This window comes from Pseudomonas sp. DG56-2, from assembly GCF_004803755.1.
Lineage (GTDB): Bacteria > Pseudomonadota > Gammaproteobacteria > Pseudomonadales > Pseudomonadaceae > Aquipseudomonas > Aquipseudomonas auratipiscis.
This window is the reverse complement of the sequence record NZ_CP032311.1, coordinates 2,452,288-2,469,204: the sequence shown is the minus strand read 5'-3', so window position 1 is coordinate 2,469,204 and position 16,917 is coordinate 2,452,288. Positions and strand designations below refer to the sequence as shown.

Annotated in this window: 14 protein-coding genes; 7 read left to right on the top strand and 7 right to left on the bottom strand. The window is 58.3% G+C overall.

All coding sequences use genetic code 11. The features are described from left to right. Positions 1 to 74: 74 nt before the first annotated feature. The gene (locus D3Z90_RS11230; RefSeq protein ID WP_136475844.1) at positions 75 to 293 is read left to right on the top strand and encodes a DUF2970 domain-containing protein; all 219 of its coding nucleotides are present in this window, start codon (positions 75 to 77) and stop codon (positions 291 to 293) included. Positions 294 to 563: 270 nt separating this feature from the next. Here the strand turns inward: D3Z90_RS11230 and D3Z90_RS11225 are convergent, their stop codons facing one another. After that, positions 564 to 1,646: an ABC transporter substrate-binding protein gene (locus D3Z90_RS11225; protein ID WP_136475842.1), complete on the bottom strand. Its 1,083-nt coding sequence runs from the start codon at positions 1,644 to 1,646 to the stop codon at positions 564 to 566. A gap of 219 nt (positions 1,647 to 1,865) precedes the next feature. Between D3Z90_RS11225 and D3Z90_RS11220 the strand changes: the two genes are divergently transcribed. Together D3Z90_RS11220 and D3Z90_RS11215 are read left to right on the top strand one after the other, a co-directional pair. Continuing rightward, positions 1,866 to 3,518: a nitrite/sulfite reductase gene (locus D3Z90_RS11220; RefSeq protein WP_136475841.1), complete on the top strand. Its 1,653-nt coding sequence runs from the start codon at positions 1,866 to 1,868 to the stop codon at positions 3,516 to 3,518. Continuing rightward, positions 3,502 to 3,996: a DUF934 domain-containing protein gene (locus tag D3Z90_RS11215; RefSeq protein WP_136475839.1), complete on the top strand. Its 495-nt coding sequence runs from the start codon at positions 3,502 to 3,504 to the stop codon at positions 3,994 to 3,996. The genes D3Z90_RS11220 and D3Z90_RS11215 overlap by 17 nt, the downstream gene beginning before the upstream one ends. A 75-nt stretch (positions 3,997 to 4,071) precedes the next feature. Here D3Z90_RS11215 and D3Z90_RS11210 read toward each other — a convergent pair whose 3' ends face one another. After that, positions 4,072 to 9,258: an NEL-type E3 ubiquitin ligase domain-containing protein gene (locus D3Z90_RS11210; RefSeq protein WP_168198459.1), complete on the bottom strand. Its 5,187-nt coding sequence runs from the start codon at positions 9,256 to 9,258 to the stop codon at positions 4,072 to 4,074. A 71-nt stretch (positions 9,259 to 9,329) separates the two neighbouring features. After that, positions 9,330 to 10,346 carry a protease SohB gene (gene sohB / locus D3Z90_RS11205; RefSeq protein ID WP_136475836.1) on the bottom strand — a complete coding sequence of 339 codons (1,017 nt, stop codon included), beginning with the start codon at positions 10,344 to 10,346 and terminating at the stop codon, positions 9,330 to 9,332. A 197-nt stretch (positions 10,347 to 10,543) separates the two neighbouring features. On the opposite strand from sohB, the gene D3Z90_RS11200 reads away from it, so the two are divergent. The 4 genes from D3Z90_RS11200 (at position 10,544) to D3Z90_RS11185 (ending at position 13,682) form a co-directional block, all read left to right on the top strand. Further along, positions 10,544 to 11,254 carry a histidine phosphatase family protein gene (locus D3Z90_RS11200; RefSeq protein WP_136475834.1) on the top strand — a complete coding sequence of 237 codons (711 nt, stop codon included), beginning with the start codon at positions 10,544 to 10,546 and terminating at the stop codon, positions 11,252 to 11,254. 57 nt (positions 11,255 to 11,311) lie between these two features. After that, positions 11,312 to 11,629 carry an SCP2 sterol-binding domain-containing protein gene (locus D3Z90_RS11195; RefSeq protein WP_136475832.1) on the top strand — a complete coding sequence of 106 codons (318 nt, stop codon included), beginning with the start codon at positions 11,312 to 11,314 and terminating at the stop codon, positions 11,627 to 11,629. Between the two features lie 195 nt (positions 11,630 to 11,824). After that, a complete protein-coding gene (locus D3Z90_RS11190; protein WP_136475830.1) occupies positions 11,825 to 12,892 on the top strand; it encodes a phosphotransferase family protein in 1,068 nt (355 codons plus the stop codon). Between the two features lie 22 nt (positions 12,893 to 12,914). Beyond that, positions 12,915 to 13,682, top strand: coding sequence for an SDR family oxidoreductase (locus D3Z90_RS11185; RefSeq protein WP_136475828.1), 768 nt, complete (start codon positions 12,915 to 12,917; stop codon positions 13,680 to 13,682). A gap of 61 nt (positions 13,683 to 13,743) precedes the next feature. Here the strand turns inward: D3Z90_RS11185 and D3Z90_RS11180 are convergent, their stop codons facing one another. The 4 genes from D3Z90_RS11180 to yghX all read right to left on the bottom strand — a co-directional run bounded on the left by D3Z90_RS11180 (position 13,744) and on the right by yghX (position 16,843). Beyond that, positions 13,744 to 14,154 carry a cupin domain-containing protein gene (locus D3Z90_RS11180; protein WP_136475826.1) on the bottom strand — a complete coding sequence of 137 codons (411 nt, stop codon included), beginning with the start codon at positions 14,152 to 14,154 and terminating at the stop codon, positions 13,744 to 13,746. A 22-nt stretch (positions 14,155 to 14,176) separates the two neighbouring features. Further along, on the bottom strand, positions 14,177 to 14,932 hold the full coding sequence (locus D3Z90_RS11175; protein ID WP_136475825.1) for an SDR family oxidoreductase: 756 nt from the start codon (positions 14,930 to 14,932) through the stop codon (positions 14,177 to 14,179). Between the two features lie 194 nt (positions 14,933 to 15,126). Next, positions 15,127 to 15,846 (bottom strand): SDR family oxidoreductase, encoded by a 720-nt coding sequence (locus tag D3Z90_RS11170; protein WP_136475824.1) that lies wholly within the window; start codon positions 15,844 to 15,846, stop codon positions 15,127 to 15,129. A 109-nt stretch (positions 15,847 to 15,955) separates the two neighbouring features. Beyond that, positions 15,956 to 16,843, bottom strand: coding sequence for a YghX family hydrolase (gene yghX / locus D3Z90_RS11165; protein WP_136475822.1), 888 nt, complete (start codon positions 16,841 to 16,843; stop codon positions 15,956 to 15,958). Between the last annotated feature and the right edge of the window lie 74 nt (positions 16,844 to 16,917).

Below are 16,917 nucleotides of genomic sequence, written 5' to 3'. Positions count from 1 at the left end.
TTCTTGCAGCTTGCAATTGAAAGCGCGCAACTGTCACCTACAATGAGGGGGATGCCTATTCCAAGGAGCCTCTCATGGACGATCCAGTGCAAGGCAAACCACCCACCCTCTGGCAGATGCTGCAGAGCATTCTGGCAGCGGCGTTCGGCGTGCAGAGCGGCAAGAATCGCGCCCGCGATTTTACCTACGGCAAGGCCAGCCATTTTATTGCGCTGGGCACCGTCTTCACCTTGATCTTCATTCTGGTATTGGTGGGGTTGGTACAACTGGCCATGCACTTGACCGCGCGCTGACCCGCTGACAATGCAATCCGCCCACAGATGTCCATTCTGCGGGCGGTCAGTGCTTACGCTTGGCGTGTTGTCACTGGTGGCTGACCCAATACACGGCGGTCACAACAACCAGGATGATCAGACAGAGAATTGCCCAGGCATCCACACTACTGTCTGCCTTACCCGCTTTGGTCGAGTTTCCCATTGCATCGCCTCTTGTAGTGGTTATGGGAATGCATGTCACCCGTAGCAGTTAAGTTCAGTAATGACCTTTGCTCAAGCAGGGACTTTTCAATAGTTGACCGGCGCGTTGAGGAACGGATACCTATAGTCTTGGGGGCGGCCCTGGGCACTGAAGCGATTGAAGTCCAGCCCGTAGTCGGCCTGGCCCTGCAATTTCAGCCAACGCCTGGCCTGCATGGGGTCGATCATCTGCAACACTGGCACTTGGTGAAACCTTTTGCCGTCTCGATCGATTGGCAGATTCAGCGCATCATCGTGCAGTAATACCATTGCCCAACCGCCCATGGAAAAGTGCCCGCCCATCAACACGCTGAGGGTGCCGTCAATGCGCGCCTGCAACGCTTCCACGGAGCTATTGACGGCACTGAACAAGACGTCCTTGCCTGGCGTGCGACCTGTTTCGACAAATGCCTGCATGACACCAAAGGCCATTTCGTCATTCGCCGACCAGACCAGATCAATATTCGGATAGCGCTTGAGCAGTTGCTGCGCCTGCTCGTAAGCGCGCTGCTGGCCCCAACCACTGCGCACCACATGACGCAAGCGAATCTCCGGGTGTTCGGCCAAGGCCCGGCGCATACCCTGCTCGCGCAGATACGCGGCCGGGGTCGTCTTCAGGCCGGAAAACGCCAGCAACTCCACAGGCTGATTACCAGCCTTGTGCGTGTGCAGGGCTATCAGTTCCTTGAGCATCTGGTACCCGGCCTGCTCATCATTGCTCACCAGTGTGCCCAGCAGTGGCGGGTACTTGTCCGGGTTCTGCTCAATCAATCGCGCCTGGTCGGCGGTCAGACCATTGTTGACCAGGAACAGCTTGACCCCACTGTCGCGCGAAAGGCGGATGATTTCTGGGGCCACATACTGTTCATTGACTAACACCAGATAGTCTGGACGCGGATTGCCCTCAAGCACCTGGCGTGCCTGAACAAGGGCCAATTCCGATTGCCGCTCGCTGTATTCGATGCGCAACTGCATGCCCAGGTCTTTTGCCGCAGCCTGCATGAAGTTCGAATAGCTGAGCCAAAAGGTTTCATTGGAATAGCCCGGATTGAGAAAAACCACCGATGCAGCCTGTGCCCCGGCTGCCAGCGGCAGACTCAGGCAAAGGCTTTGGCACAAGGCCTTGAGCATGTGGAGCTCTCCTGCTATTCAAAACCGTCAATTATAAACACCGTGACGGGTCAAACGGCCAAATGGCAGTCAATCTCACTTAGTCCAAATGGTTCTTTTCATATGCTAAAACATCACTTTTGCGTATAACCGCAAACTGCTATCGTTCCTCCCGCTCCGCTTTGGGAGTGCGCGGCCGTGCGCGCGATTAGCTGCAAGCAGCTTGAGAACAGGACCCCTATGTACGTATATGACGAGTACGATCAGCGGATCATCGAGGACCGCGTCAAGCAGTTCCGTGATCAGACCCGCCGCTACCTGGCCGGAGAGCTGAGCGAAGAAGAGTTCCGCCCATTGCGCCTGCAAAATGGCCTCTATATTCAACGTTTTGCCCCGATGTTGCGAGTCGCCGTGCCTTATGGCCAGCTGACGTCGCGACAAACGCGGATGCTGGCGAAAATCGCGCGCGACTACGACAAGGGCTATGCCCACATCAGCACCCGGCAGAACGTGCAGTACAACTGGCCAGCCCTGGAAGACATCCCGGAGATCCTGGCTGAACTGGCTACCGTGCAGATGCACGCGATCCAGACCAGCGGCAACTGCCTGCGCAACGTCACCACCGACCAGTTCGCAGGTGTCGCCGCCGACGAAGTGATCGATCCACGCCCATGGTGTGAAATCGTCCGTCAATGGACCACGTTCCACCCCGAGTTCGCCTACCTGCCGCGCAAGTTCAAAATCGCGATCAACGGCTCGAGCAGCGACCGCGCCGCCATCGAAGTGCACGACATCGGCCTGGAGCCGGTGTACAACGCTGCCGGTGAGCTGGGCTTCCGCGTATTGGTGGGTGGCGGCCTGGGCCGTACTCCGGTAGTTGGCGCCTTCATCAATGAGTTCCTGCCGTGGCAGGACCTGCTCAGCTACCTGGATGCGATCCTGCGGGTCTACAACCGCTACGGCCGTCGCGACAACAAGTACAAGGCGCGGATCAAGATCCTGGTCAAAGCACTGACCCCTGAAGTCTTTGCCGAGAAAGTCGATGCCGAAATGGTTCACCTGCGCGGCGGCAGCACCACGCTGACCGAAGCCGAAGTGCACCGTGTGGCCAAGCACTTCGTCGACCCGGACTACAAGCTGCTCGACAACCTCGACTTCAGCGAACTCGAACTGCAGAACCCAGGCTTTGCGCGCTGGCGCACTCGCAACGTGCTGGCGCACAAGAAGCCGGGCTACGTTGCCGTGACCTTGTCGCTAAAGCCCACCGGTGTAGCGCCTGGCGACCTGACCGACAAGCAGCTCGATGCGGTTGCCGATCTGGCCGATCGCTACAGCTTCGGCCAGTTGCGCACCTCCCACGAGCAGAACATCATTCTTGCCGATGTCGAGCAGAGCCAACTGCACGCCCTGTGGCTGGAACTGCGTGAAGGCGGCTTCGCCACACCGAACATTGGTTTGCTCACCGACATCATCTGCTGCCCCGGTGGTGACTTCTGCTCGCTGGCCAACGCCAAATCGATTCCGATTGCCGAGTCCATCCAGCGCCGCTTCGACGATCTGGACTATCTGTTCGATATCGGCGAACTGGACCTGAACATCTCTGGCTGCATGAACGCCTGTGGTCACCACCACGTCGGCCACATCGGCATTCTTGGGGTAGACAAGAAAGGCGAAGAGTTCTATCAGGTTTCCCTCGGTGGCAGCGCCAGTCGCGACGCTAGCCTGGGCAAGATTCTCGGCCCTTCTTTCGCCCAGGACGCCATGCCGGATGTGATCGAGAAGCTGATCGACGTCTATGTTGAAAAACGTACCGAAGACGAGCGCTTCATCGACACCTACCAACGTATTGGCATCGACCCTTTCAAGGAGCGCGTCTATGCAGCGAATAATTAAGAACAACGAGATCGTCGACGAAACCTGGCACCTGCTGCCCAAGGACGCTAATTTCGACGAGTTGACCAACTGCGACGACTACATTGTTCCGCTGCAGTTGTGGCGCGACCACGGTCATGCCCTCAAAGCCCGCGATGGCGGTCTGGGTGTGTGGCTGGACGCGGACGAAGAAGCAGAGGAAATCGGCGAGTTCGTCGGCAACTTCCAGGTCATCGCGCTGAATTTCCCGGCGTTCACTGACGGGCGCAACTACTCCAATGCGCGCCTGCTGCGTGATCGCTACAAGTTCACTGGCGAGCTGCGCGCCATCGGCGATGTGCTGCGCGACCAATTGTTCTACATGAAGCGCTGCGGCTTCGACGCCTTCGCCCTGCGTGCCGACAAGGACCCGGTAGAAGCACTGGAAAGCCTCAAGGACTTCTCCGTGACCTACCAGGCGTCCACTGACGAGCCGCAACCGTTGTTCCGTCGCCGTTAAGTCTCGATGCTGATCAGGGGCAGTGGATTCATTGGCAAACGAATCCACTGCCCTTTTTCTTGCATCATCGGTTTGTTACGAGGCAGACAAGGCCTGGGTCAAACGCTTCATAAGGGCCACCTCGGCACGGTTACGCGCGCTTGCCAAAGTATCGACCGCCGCCAGGTATCCATCACGGATACGCAGTCGACGCAACGCACCAGCCTCATCCAGCGGTTCTCCCTCGAGCACGGTACGCAGCACCGCCAGAACCTCACTATCGAGCAAATCGGGCACCTCCTCGGACGATTCGTCGCAGTAACTCAAGTATTCCAGGCCTTCAGCCCAGACCGTCGACACCTGATCAAATTGATCGCCATAGCGCTGTTTGAGGTAACGCTGCCAACTGCTTTCATCCACCATCCATGCCTGGCGATTGGCAAGCGTATCGCGCGCCCTGACCGCGCCAGCCACCCTGGTGATCGTCTGTGACGAAACGTTGGCGGTGGCCTCGAACAGCATGCCGTTCGAAGGTTCCGGATAATCCAGCGCCTCTGCCAGCCCCTGGCGCAGCAGCAATCGTATTTCGATGTCATCGACACCTTGACGAACGAGTACGCTATCGCTGATATCATCCAGCGGATCCAGCGCCGGGAGTGCGCCCTGGGCAACCAGCGCCTGGCGTCGCAACGTCCGCGCCAGCGATAGAGCATCTGCCATTCGCTCTACTTCATGGCGGCGAAACAGCTGAGCGTAGAGTTTGATCAACGCCCCTGCCCGCTCGCCGGTATTGGCCTCGAGACTGCGCTGAAATACCAGCACCGCAATTTCCAAGGCGCTGAAGGCGTCGGCACCAGCATCGCCGCAAGTAACAGGGAACGTCCCGGCAATATCGACCAGATCCTCCCTGAGCTGAGTGTGCTCAGAGGCCAGTTGCAGCATAGACCAGACCCGGGCACGTAGGTCGGCGGCGTTGCGCTCGAACTCACTGGACAAGGCAAGTCGGGAAAGCACATCGTTCAGCGCCCTGTGGCGCTGCTGCTGAAACAGCTCGTGCCACAGGTTGCGCTGGCTCTGGCTTGCCCCTTCAACCCAGGAGAAATCTGGCTGCATACGCACTTCCACCTCAGAGTGAAACGCCGCAGCAACGGTGTTCAAATGCGCAATACTCTGTGCATCGAGCGGATTGAAATACATATCCAGCTCATGCAGGCCATCAGCGTTGCGCGCCAGGCCCGCGCCAAAATGCGTGCCCGCCAGATCGGGCACTTGCGTCAGCTGGTTGTGACTCAAGTCCACCGTTCGCAACGCATAGGCATCCTGGTTCATCAGCGCGAGCAGTCCCTCCGGCCACTGCGTCAACTGGCAATTCCTAAGGCCCAGATGCTGCAATTGCGACAAGCCCGCAAGTTCCACCACGCTGCCCAGCGGATTACCGTTCAAATTCAGGCGCTGCAGGTGGGTAAAACCTGCGAAAGCGTGGGCGCCGACTTCGTCGAGCACCAGCTCAGTGTTGCTCAAGTCCAGAAAGCGCAGGGGTAAAGCATTCAGTACTTCTAACGCTGTACTGCTCAAGGCCATCGCGTTGCCACTCAGGTTCAGTCGCCCCAGAACAGGCAATGATGCCAGGGCTTGCGCTGCTGAGGCGGGGATGCTCTCTAGATGATTGTTCTGCAGTTCCAGCGACTGCAGCCTCACCAAAGGCCTGAGCACCTCGAACATGTCGTCGCTACTTTCCAACCAGGCCTCTGTCAGGGTCAATTGACGTAAATCGGTCAATGCCGCGACATCCGCAGGAATGACGCCCAGTGGGTTGCCCGTCAACGACAACATCTGGAGCTTGGGGAAACAGCGCAAAAAGCCGACTGGTAGTTGCTGCAGATGCATAGGCTGCACGATCAACCTTCGAATATGTTCGTAGCGCGCCGATAGCGCAGGTAGAGCGCCGGCATCCGGTTCATCGAGTATCAGCTCTGCGCGACGACGCCTGCCTTTTCGATGCCAGGCGTTTATCAGCCGCTCTCTTAGTCGCACTCGCGCACTGCGTTGAAAGTCGCTAGTGCTCGCTTGAACCCACTGCGCAAGCGTTTGGTTTAACGCTGTACGCTCGGCGTCCAATTTGAACAGCGCATCGCCCATGGTCTGATTCTCGACCAACAGCCGCGCTTTCATCGCCTCAAGCTCGCCAGCGGTCAACTCTGGATACAGCGCCTGGAGCTTGGCGTTGACTGCCAGACTACCTACGGTTCCGCCAAGGGGATAACCGACGCGGCCATCGGCAAGGCGCATAGGTGCACGAAACCAAGGTTTTATCGATTGCTGACCAAGCAATTTTGCCGCCACCGCCTGGTCGCCGATTGCCTGCGCATACAAAGCTCGACACAGTCTGTGGCTATCATTTACTTCCAGGCCCATGGCTTGGCGCTCACTGTCGGGTAAGGCCTTGAGTAATGAAGCGCCAATCTCTTCGCCTTTGGCCAGCTCCAACCCCTGGGCATCAAACACGCTAAAAAGCCCCTCTTGACGCACCAACGACTTGAGTTCGCCCCCGGCGCTGCCTACGCTGGCCAGCAAGCGACCAGACAAGCCGTTCTCACGCATTTCCACACGTACCGTATCGGACCAGCCTGGCAACGTGCCCAATAAGCCCAATGCCAGCCGGTCGCTGTCTAAGCTGGCCAGCGTTGGGCGATGCAACCCTTGTATCGCTCGACCCAGGACAATCTGGCGTTGATAGATACGCGCCTCTTCAGCCAGGCGCATCGGGACGCGACCTTCATTTGCCTGCAACTGCTTAAGCTCGGCAGCGTCGGCGGCGTCTGCTATTTCCAGTGCAGCGGCATCGGTCAGCGTTGGGAAGTCGCGCATAAGGCGTAACTGTTCAGGGGAATGCGACTGCCCGCCATCCTCGTACATCACCTTGAAAATTTCGCCTCGGCGCGCTGACGCTCGCTCGGCAACCCGGGCACGCAGCACGTCCAAGCGCTTGTCGGCTTCGACACTTGTACCGAACAGGTCAATCGCTTCGCTATCCGTCAGGTCTGCGAGTACCTTCTCGGCCAGTTTATTGGCAAAAATTTCTTGCACGGATAATCGAATGACGCGTCCACTGGGCCAGCGGTGTGCCCCGTAGCGTATAGGCTCGCGATTCAAGTTGGTTTCGTCATAGACCTCAAAGACTAGCTGTGGCCAGCGCGTCAGGTCCTGGGCCAGGGTCGGCTCGAATCCCAGCCCCTGCGCATTGGGTGCCCCTTCCCGCAGACATGTGATCAGCCTGCTTACCCGGCGATCGACCTGATAGCGACGCAAGGCTTCCTTGAGCAGCGGCGGAATCTTCATGTGATCCTGATGCATACGTCGTAGCACATCATCATCAACGCCGCTGATTTTTACAGCCTGTTCAAGCTCTTCCTCAGTCAGGCCATGCGCAGCGACGCCGATACGTTTGAGCAACTGCTCGTGGGACCATTGCAAGGGTTGCTCGCCAATCGCCTGCCAGGTGCCCTCGCCGTTGTGCGTGAGCGCGGGCTGATAGGCCTGATCATCTTCAGGGTGGCGTATCGACCATTCGCCCTCTGCGTCCTTGGCCACTTCAAACACGCGCTCATCGATGCGAATATATTGCTTGCCGGAAAGATGATAGACACCCTCGGCATCGGCAGCTCTGCCAGTCAACACGACATCGCGCGCGTAGGGTTCAAGGTCAGGCTTCCATAATCGCTCCTCTCCCCCCGGCAGCGTTACGCGCAGCAGTCCATCCACACGCTCACTGGCGTTTATCGGCCTGCCCGAGCTGCCAGCAACACCTCCTGCGATCGCCAATGTGAGGTTCAATGCAGCCGACTCGAAATGGCCTACGGCTTCATCGATATCACCTGCCTCCCAAGCATGAGCGCCATCGACGACCTCGTTGAGCAGCTGATAGCCGGCGACAACAGCCATTACCCCACCCAGAGCCGGGACAATGAACGCAGCAGCGTTGAGCGCATTGAAGCCAATACTTTCCCAGTACGCTACACGTTTGTTCCTGGCCTCCTCGTCGACCTGTGCACTGGGCACGGCCAACGCAAGGGCGCTGGCCTTGAGGCGCGCCAATTGCTGGTCATGGACATAATCAAACAGCTCACCTTCGATCACCTCATCACGGAGGTGAAGGTTGGCACCTGGATCGAGTTCTGCGCTGTTGTCGAGCAGCTTTTCATCGAGCAATTTGAAGAAATGGGCTTGCTCATGCTGAGGTACATAACTGCGAAACAACTGTCGATAGGTTGGCGACAGCAGGTTTACCCGCAGGTCTTGCTTGAGCGCCTTCACCGAAGGATATTCCTTGAGCGGGTACAACGGTGCTCCAGGGAAATACGCGACAATAGGCTCTTGCTCATTGCTGGTAATGCGATTGGCACTGAACGTCAGCACACCACCCAGGGGCGATTGGTACATCGTCAGCGTTTGACAGCTGACAGGTTTGCCATGGAAAAGCGCTGCCTGATTTCCTTCGAGCAATTGGTTGAACATCTGTCGCGCCGAGGACGTAATCTCGCCCTTCATGAACGCCGTCTGGGCGAGAAGACGCAAATTGTCCTTGTAGGCATTCATCGACAGGGTTCGCACTTCATCCGCAGTCTCTGGGGCCTCGAACACTTCGCTCAGATGTGCTTGGTACTTGCCCCCCAGATCCAGCTCATGGCACCACTTGGCAAAAGACTCTGGTCTGGTTTTCAGTTTGCGGGTGTAACGGTACTGAAATTGCGGCCTGGCAGCTGTGGAGTCGGACTTTAGCTCCAGTTCGAAGGCCCCTTGGGGTGCCAATGCACTGCCTTTTTCAAACGCGGTATCGGCGGCAAAGTTCTGCAAGGCAGCTTGCATGAGGGTTTGTCGGCGCGGTTGGAGTCGAAGCATGGATCCGAGCAGGACAGCCTCGTAGTGGATCTCCACCAACTGCGTGGTGTTTACATCAAACACCTCGTCCAACTCCGCGGTCAGCTTGTCCATCAGCAAAGGCTCAGCGAAAGCGCTCAACGGCTGAAGGTTCTTCAGTGCACGGGCCAGGGCCTGGCTGGAGGTTCGGCTGCGTTTTTGCGCGTTGTTCAGCGCTTCACGGTCCGCCTCACTGGCTTGTGTGAACCAGTCTGCCTGACCATCCGAGGTAAATTGAGCTGGGAGCAGTCCTTCGCGCCAGCGCTTTAAGTCGGCAGGCGTGGCGTGCTTGAGCCAGTCAGGTAGATGCTCTTTCAAAAAGCGGCCATTGAGGCCTGGAATGGAAAGATTTGGAGAGGTGGCCATGCTTGCTTTTCCTGTGGAGGGTGAAGCCACAGGAAAAGCCAAACTACTCATGCATTGGCGTTACATATTGCTCAGCGCCATTGCCCAAGCTTGCTCCACAGCCCCAGCAGGGTGTTCTCGATCGAACCACTCGCTGCCAGGCCGACCCGCTCCTGCAGGCTTTTGCGCTCGGCATAATGCAGATGGTAGAGACTCGAATCACGCGCACGTTCACCCAGGTATTCATCACTGGTTTTGAGCTCGTCGACAAGTTGCTTGTTGAGCGCAGCCACACCCAGCCAGACTTCGCCAGTGGCCACATCATCAATGTGCAACTGCGGGCGATAGCGCGATACGAAGTCCTTGAACAGTTGGTGGGTGACGTCCAGATCTTCCTGGAACTTCTCCCGGCCCTTTTCGGTGTTTTCACCAAACACCGTCACCGTGCGTTTGTATTCACCTGCCGTAAACACCTCGAAATCGACATCGTGTTTTTTCAACAGGCGATTGACGTTGGGTAGCTGTGCAACCACACCAATCGAGCCGAGGATGGCAAACGGGGCACTGATGATCTTGTCACCAATACACGCCATCATGTAGCCGCCACTGGCAGCGACCTTGTCGATACAAATCGTCAACGGCACGCCTGCCTGGCGAATACGCGCCAGTTGCGAAGAGGCCAGACCGTAGCTGTGAACCATGCCGCCACCGCTTTCCAGGCGTACCACCACCTCGTCGCGCGGGGTGGCAAGACTGAGCACGGCGGTGATTTCATGACGCAGGCTCTCAGTGGCCGATGCCTTGATATCACCATCAAAATCCAGCACGAACACCCGCGGTTTATCTTCCGGTGTTTTCTTCTGCTGTTTTTGCGCCTTGGCTTGCTGCTTGCGCAGCGCCTTGAGCTGGGCTTTATCCAACAAGCTGCTTTCCAGGCGATCACGCAAGTCCTTGTAGAACTCGTTGAGCTTGTTGACCTGCAATTGCCCGCCAGCTTTGCGCCGGCCTTTGCCGCGCAGCCCGGCAATCGCCGAGAGGACAATTAAAATCGCGATCACCAAGGTCGCGGTTTTGGCGAGAAAGCTTGCGTACTCTGCAAGAAACTCCACAGTAACTCCTTAACATGCCAGCGCCCGAACGGCGCGAACCGATAGTCAAGCATACCGGCGCCGCCTTGCCCCTACCAGCGTAGGAAACGTCCAGCAACGCAGTTCAAACGCTCTTTTCAAACGCTTGTATGTTTTTTCGTTGACAGTCTGCCGGAGGCAACCTAACCTCGGGCTCATTCTTACCGCAGGCGTACGACGTGGGCAGTATTTACCTTATTCGACATGGCCAGGCCTCCTTCGGTGCAGACGACTATGACGTCCTCTCTCCCGTGGGCATGCGCCAGAGCGAAGCACTTGGTCAGCATTTGGCCCAGTTGGGTATACGCCTTGATCGCTGCCTGGCCGGCAACTTGCGTCGTCAACAGGACACCGCTCGCCTGGCCCTGCAGAGCATGCATGATAGCGGCGTTCAGGTACCACAGTTGGAAACTGACGACGCCTTCAATGAGTTCGACGCCGACGCGGTCATTCGCAGCCTGCTGCCGGGCCTGTTGCCGGACGAACCTGAAGCACGCCACATTCTGCGCAACGGTGCGCAGAATCGTAGAGAGTTCCAGCGCTTGTTTGCACTGCTGATCCAGCGCTGGCACGGTGGCGAACACGCCTGCGAAGGCTGTGAGTCCTGGCACGTTTTCGTCGAGCGTGTCGAAGCCGGCCTGCACCGGGTACTGGATCAGGCCAGCCATGGCGACAACATTGCAATTTTTACCTCTGGCGGCACCATCACTGCCCTGCTCCACCGGGTTATCCGTATTACTGCCAGCCAGGCTTTCGAGCTGAACTGGCAGATCATCAACACCTCGCTCAGCCAATTGAAGTTTCGTGGCAGCGAGGTGGCCCTGGCTTCCTTCAATAGCCAAGCCCACGTGCAGCTGTTGAAGGTGCCGGAGCTCATTACCTACCGTTGAGCCCCGGCCCGTGGCAATCTTTACGGGTTGCCGTAATCACTTAATAAGGAACGCACCATGAGCGATGTAGCAAAAGCCGTCGAAGCGATGAAAGCCAAGTTCAACCCAGCCGCTGCTGCCGGTCTTGACCTGGTGTTCGGTTTCAATATCACCGACGAAGACAAGCACTACGCCCTGATCGTCAAGGATGGCACCTGCGAAATCCAGGAAGGCGAGAATGCCGACGCCAACTGCACCCTGGTGCTGGATAGCGAAACCCTCAAAGACATCGTCAGCGGTGAAACCGACGGCATGCAAGCGTTCATGGGCGGCAAGCTGCGCGTCGAAGGCGACATGATGCTGTCGATGAAGCTGAGCGAGCTGTTCCCGGCCTGAGCCCTGCGCTGATGCCAAGCGAACCGAAGCCTTGAATGGCTTCGGTTTTTTTTCGCCTGATGGTTTCACCGCTGCCATCAGGGGCGTTGATCGACCAGCAACACGCTGACCTATAACGCCGCGCCAGGCTTGTTCGGGCCCGGCGCGAGAATTAGATTAGCCAATAGTCACCGGCTTCAATCATAAGGGAAAAGTATGACGCTCACCGACCAGTCCACCCAGGTCCGCCCCGGCGAAGAACTCGATGGTGCAATCATCGACCCTTATCTGAAGGCGCACATTGCGGGTTTGACCGGCACGCCGCAGGTCAGCCAGTTCCCCGGCGGCGCCTCGAACCTGACCTACCTGGTGCGATACCCCGAGCGCGAGTTCGTCCTGCGTCGTCCGCCGTTCGGTCACAAGGCCAAATCGGCCCACGACATGGGCCGTGAATTTCGCATCCTCAATCAGCTCAACAGCGGTTTTCCCTACTGCCCCAAAGCCTACGTGCATTGCACCGACGAAGCGTTGATTGGCGGCGAGTTCTACGTCATGGACCGGGTCAAGGGCATCATTCTGCGCTCAGACCTGCCGCCGGAGTTGGGGCTTGATGCCGAGCACACTGCAATGCTGTGCAAGAGTTTCATTGATCGTCTGGTCGAACTGCATCAGGTGGACTACAACGCTTGCGGACTGGGCGATCTGGGCAAGCCCGAAGGCTACGTGCAACGTCAGATCGAAGGCTGGAGCAGCCGTTACGAAAAGGCCCTGACCCCGGATGCGCCCCGCTGGGAGAAAGTCATCGCCTGGCTGCGCGAGAAGATGCCGGCTGATCATCCCAAGCCGGCCATCGTGCATAACGACTACCGCTTCGATAACGTCATTCTCGACGCTGAAAACCCCATGCGCATCATTGGTGTGCTCGACTGGGAAATGACCACCCTCGGTGACCCTCTGATGGATCTGGGCAACACCCTGGCCTACTGGATCGAAGCCGATGATCCGGCACCTGTGCAACTGATGCGACGCCAGCCAAGCAACGCGCCAGGCATGCTCACTCGCCAGCAGTTTGTCGACTACTATGCCCAGCGCGCCGGCATCAGCATCGACAATTACGACTTCTACTACACCTACGGACTGTTCCGCCTCGCCGGCATCGTCCAGCAGATCTACTTCCGCTTCTACCATGGCCAGACCCAGGACAAGCGCTTTGCCCAGTTCATCCACATGAACACGCTACTGGAGCACATGAGCCTGCAGGTCATTGCCAAGTCCAGCCTTTGACGACTACAACAAGGAAAAAACCATGTCCAAGACTCAACTGTTCGACCTCGACGGCAAGATTGCGTTTGTGTCCGGCGCCAGCCGTGGCATCGGCGAAGCGATTGCCCATCTGCTGGCCCAGCAAGGCGCCCATGTGATTGTTTCCAGCCGCAAGCTCGACGGCTGCCAGCAAGTCGCCGATGCCATCGTGGCAGCTGGGGGCAAAGCCACTGCTGTGGCTTGCCATATTGGTGAAATGGAACAGATCAACGCGGTGTTCAGCGGCATTCGCGAGCAGTTCGGTCGCCTGGATATCCTGGTCAACAACGCCGCGACCAACCCGCAATTCTGCAACGTACTGGACACCGACCTTGGCGCCTTCCAGAAAACCGTCGATGTAAACATTCGCGGGTATTTCTTCATGTCGGTCGAGGCTGGCAAGTTGATGCGTGAAAACGGCGGCGGCAGCATTATCAACGTAGCGTCGATCAATGGTGTGTCGCCTGGCGTATTCCAGGGGATCTATTCGGTGACCAAGGCGGCGGTGATCAACATGACCAAAGTGTTCGCCAAAGAGTGCGCGCCCTTTGGTATTCGCTGCAACGCCTTGTTGCCGGGCCTGACCGATACCAAGTTCGCTTCGGCACTGGTCAAGAACGATGCCATTCTCAACACCGCCCTGCAGCAGATACCGCTCAAGCGCGTCGCTGACCCGAAAGAAATGGCCGGCGCCGTGTTGTACCTGGCCAGCGATGCTTCAAGCTACACCACAGGCGTAGCGCTGAACGTGGACGGTGGCTTCCTGTCCTGACCGCCAGGCGGTTTCACCGAGCAGTTGCTGCGTGTCTATCGCCAGCAACTGCCCGACCGCTTCACTGCGCAGGCAACAGCGCTGGTTTATCGGCATCCTTGAGCAGGAACACCACAAATTTGGCCGGCTTTTCCTGGCTCGCATTGCGGCCAACCGTATGCACATCCTGTGGCCCTTCATAAAAGCTCTGGCCAGGCATGAGTGTCACTTCCTTCCCGCCCTTCACCCCCATCACCACCGAGCCTTCGAGCACATAGACAAAGCCGTGGGCGTCATGGCGATGTACCGGGTCAGCGCCTCCAGGAGGATACTGCACCTCCAGAATCAATACCTCCTTGCCAGGGTACTCAGGCAACGTCTGGGTCATGACTGGCGTAACACTGGGCGGCGGTGCGCTTGCACCCGGGGACTGGGCGTGAACAGCTGTGGTGCACGCCAGGGTTACAAAGAAAAATAGCGAGCCGGTGCGCATGCTGGTCTCCTCAACGCGTGGTTCAGCCTTCAACAGGCACACTCTGCAGCCATGACTGGAAGCGGATGACACCGATTCGTGCGCCGTCCTCTGGGGTCAACGAGCGATCATCGATCGGCGCCCCGAAGTAGGTGGCCTGGGGGTCGACGATCACTTCACGCGCATCGCGGTTGTGTTCCAGGTAGCTGCGCACAAACTCCACCAACGGTTTGCGCTCGGGGCCGGCGACTTCCACCGTGCGGTTGCCAGGGGCCTGCTCGACCAGGTCAGCCAGCGCCTGCGCGACATCGGCCGAAGCGACCGGCTGCAACGCGGCAGTGGTCAGGCACACACGGTTGCCGTCGATGCCTGAATAGGCAATGGCGCCCATGAATTCGTAAAACTGGGTGGCGCGCAATATGGTGTAGGGCACGCCTGATTGCTTGATCAGATGCTCCTGCGCCATCTTGGCGCGAAAGTAGCCGCTTTCGAGCATGCGCTCGGTACCCACCACCGAAAGCGCAATGTGATGACTCACACCACAGGCTTTCTCGACAGCAAACACATTGCGTCCACTGGTTTGAAAGAATGCCAGCGCTGCGGCGTCTTCAAAGGATGGCGAGTTCGCTACATCGACGACCACCGCCGCACCGTCCAGTGCCTGCTCCAAGCCTTCGCCGGTCAGAGCATTGACCCCGGTGCTTGGCGAGGCGGCGAGCACCTTATAGCCCTTGTTTCGCAAGATCGCACACAGTTGTGCACCGATCAGGCCCGTACCACCGATCACGACGACTTTCATGACTGAGTCTCCCGAATAGGGGGGGGCGATGAGCGGGTCAGACGCCTACGGAAGACGGCAACATCGGGCGGATTTCGGCCTGCTCGGCGGTTACATTGCAACCGTTGAGTCTATGCCATCATCGAAACACAAGGCGCCGCTGTAGATCAGCGGTAGCTCAGGCGAGCAGGCCCCGCGCCAGGGCCTGCGACCGATCAGAAGCGTTCGTCGAGTATTGCCGGCAACGTCAGCTCCCTGACGAAACTTGCGCACGACAGGCTTAAGGCCATGCGCACTACTTGAACAACATCATGGACCGGGATCAGTTGCCCCTCACCGTGTTGTGCCGCTACCTCACGAGCGGTACCCAGGGTATCGTCGGTGTTCAAGTAGCCCAGGTTCAGGCAGGTAACGCCCAGGTGCTGCTGACGATAGCCTTCGCGCAGGGCATCGGCGATGCCGCGCAAGGCGAATTTTGACGCGCCAAAAGCTACCTCAGGACGCCCGCTCTGGGTAAGCCCCGATGTCGAACCGGTGAGGATGATGCGCGGTCGCGCACTTTTCAGTAGCGTCGGCAGCAGGCGCTTGATGACTAGAAGGGTGGCGCTGATGTTACAGCTGACGATGGCTTCGATCTGATCATCGTCATCCTCGATAAAGTTGTACTCGGGTGTGAACGCGCGCGACTCCCAGATGCCCAGGTTGTAGATCAGAGTATCGAGTCCCTGCTCCTCCACCGCCCACTCAAGTTGCCTGGCGGCGTCGCGCGGTTTCGCCAGATCGGCCTCAAACCATTGCACCTCGACGCCGGCTTGCGCAATCAGCCCCTCGGGCCTGCTGCGTGACACGCCAATGAGCGTGTCGCCGGCCTCGCCCAATCCCTCGATCAAGGCCCTGCCCAAGCCCTTGCTGGCCCCTATTACCATGGTTCTCATTGCCGGTCTCCTGACATGGCTAATGGTCTGAGAGGCGCATGGCAACAGATAGTTTCAGGGTTGGCAAATGGCCAGCCATGTCCAAATGTGTATGCACCAGCCGTAGCCGCTAAACCAAGTAGCGCCGGAACCACGCCAGTGTCCGATCCCACGCCAGATTGGCGGCTGCCTCGTCGTAACGCGGGGTCGTGTCGTTGTGAAAACCGTGATTGGCGCCGGGATAAAAATACGCTTCGTAGGTCTTTCCGGCCGCCTTCAAGGCTTGTTCGTAAGCCGGCCATCCCTCATTGATGCGGGCATCGAGCTCTCCATAGTGCAGGAGCAATGGCGCCTTGATTTTCGGCACATCCTTGGCATCGGCCTGACGGCCGTAGAACGGTACGGCCGCACCCAGTTCCGGATACGCCACGGCCGCAGCGTTCGCCACGCCCCCGCCATAGCAAAAGCCGGTGATGCCGACCTTACCGGTGGTGCTGTCGTTACCCATCAGCCAGTCGATAGCCGCAAAGAAGTCGTTCATGAGCTTTTCCGGGTCGACCTTGGCTTGCAGCTCGCGCCCCTTGTCGTCATTCCCCGGGTAGCCACCCACAGAGCTCAGGCCGTCGGGTGCCAGGGCGATGAAGCCGGCCTTGGCCAAGCGTCTGGCGACGTCCTCGATATAGGGGTTCAAGCCGCGATTTTCATGCACCACGACAACGCCGGGCACCTTGCCCTTGGCGTTGGCGGGGCGTACCAGATATCCACGCACCTGGCCATGGCCTTTGGGCGACGGGTAGCTGACGTACTCGGCGACGATTTCCGGGTCGGTGAAAGAAACCTGGTCGGCCAGCGCGTAGTTCGGACTCAGGGATGCCAGCAGCGCACTGGCTGTCATCCCGGCCAGGGTAAACGCCGCCGCACGGTCGAGAAACTCACGGCGGTTGATCTGGCCATGGGCGTAGTAATCGTAAAGTTCCAGCAGTTCAGGGGCAAAGTCTTTGGCACTAAGACGTTCCATGGGCGCGTACTCCGTGAGACGGCATCAAAGGTCTGACCCATTAAAGCAGAGCGACGGCGCGGCGGCGCCAAGAG